Origin of the sequence: Variovorax sp. YR216 (genome assembly GCF_900107745.1) — a bacterium.
Lineage (GTDB): Bacteria > Pseudomonadota > Gammaproteobacteria > Burkholderiales > Burkholderiaceae_C > Variovorax.
Map to the genome: position 1 here is coordinate 1 of NZ_FNRO01000041.1, position 1679 is coordinate 1679.

The window sequence follows — 1679 nt, forward strand, 5'->3', positions numbered from 1 at the left end:
TGGACTAAACCGCTCGCGCGGTAGCCCGCCGCTAACGCTGCGGTGATGGCAAACATTGCGCCCCTGTCTATGTTGAGGAGCGAGGCAATTGGCCTCGTTCTTCGACAGGAGCACGATCATGACCCCTTCGACACCAGCGGTTTCTCCGCTGCGTCAACGCATGCTCGACGACATGCGCATGCGCAAGCTTGGACCGAAGACCCAGACTGCCTACGTCCGCGCGGTTCGGTACCTCGCCGGCTTTCTGCAACGCTCCCCCGACACGGCTACCGCGGAGGATCTGCGGCGTTTCCAGTTGCACATGGTCGATCGAGGCGTTTCGCCGATCACGCTCAATGCAACCATCACCGGCTTGAAGTTCTTCTTCGACGTCACGCTCGGCCGTGGCGAACTGATGGCCAGGATGAGCTACGTGCATGTGCCTCGGAAGATGCCGGTGATCCTGAGTCGCGATGAGGTCGCACGCCTGATCGCCGCGGCCTCCAACTTGAAGTACCAGACGGCACTGTCCATCGCCTACGGCACGGGACTGCGTGTCAGCGAGATCGTTGCGCTGAAGGTTGGGGACATCGACAGCCAACGCATGACCTTGCGCGTCGATCAGGGTAAAGGTCACAAGGATCGCTACGCCATGCTGTCGCCAGTTCTACTGGAGCGGCTGCGCGACTGGTGGCGATACGCCCATGCGAAGGGCAAGATGCTGCCCAACGGCTGGCTGTTCCCCGGCATGAACCCGGTCGACCCGCTGACCGCACGCCAACTCAACCGCGCCGTTCACGACGCCGCCGAGGCAGCCAAGATCGACAAGCGTGTCACGATGCACACGCTGCGCCATACGTTTGCAACGCACCTTCTGGAGCAGAAGGTCGACATCCGTGTGATCCAGGTGATGCTTGGCCACAAGAAGCTCGAGACGACATCGGTCTACACGCACGTCGCCACCGAGATCCTGCACGAAGTGGTCAGCCCGCTGGAGAGGCTTGAACACGCATAGGGCATCTCCGTGGCGCATTGCGCCCTGGAAGTCGCCGACATCTTCCGCACCCACGGTGCCGCCTGGCGCAGGACGCAGCGCGGTCACCTGAGCCTGAGCCAGCTCAAGGTCATGTCGGCCATTGAACAGTGCCGCAGCGCGGCGCTGGGAGGCCACGTGTTGCGCTGCGAAGGCTGCGGGCTCGACCAGATCGCCTACAACTCGTGTCGCAACCGGCACTGCCCGAAGTGCCAGGCCAGCGCGGCGCGTCGCTGGCTCGAAGCGCGTCAAACCGATCTGCTGCCGGTGGAGTACTACCACGTCGTCTTCACCTTGCCGGCACCGATCAGTGCCATCGCCTACTACAACAAGGCTGCGATCTACGCGTTGCTGTTCGACGTGGCCGCCGAGACCCTGATGACCATCGCCGCCGATCCGAAGCACCTGGGTGGCAGCATTGGAGCGACCCTGGTGCTGCACACGTGGGGATCGGCGCTGACGCATCACCCTCACGTCCATGGCATCGTGCCGGGCGGTGGCCTGTCGTCCGATGGCGAGCGCTGGGTCGCCTGCAGGCCCGGCTTCTTCCTGTCGGTGCGCGTGCTGTCGCGGCTGTTCCGGCGACGCTTCCTCGAAGAACTCGAACGCGTTCATCGTTCCGGCCGGCTGCGGTTCTTCGGCGAGTTCGCTGCATTGGCCGACGCGC

General features: G+C 63.8%; 2 protein-coding genes. Both read left to right on the plus strand.

Features of this window, described 5'->3' with window-relative positions:
• Nucleotides 1-118: 118 nt before the first annotated feature.
• Entirely contained in the window at nt 119-994 is an 876-nt protein-coding gene (locus BLW05_RS35200; RefSeq protein WP_093169575.1) for a tyrosine-type recombinase/integrase, read from the plus strand.
• A 9-nt stretch (nt 995-1003) separates the two neighbouring features.
• A partial coding sequence (locus tag BLW05_RS35205; protein WP_143045035.1) for an IS91 family transposase occupies nt 1004-1679 on the plus strand: 676 nt, incomplete at its 3' end.

Coding starts and splice junctions, on each gene's coding strand:
- BLW05_RS35200 (WP_093169575.1), top strand. CDS start 119: ATGACCCCTTCGACACCAGCGGTTTCTCCGCTGCGTCAACGCATGCTC.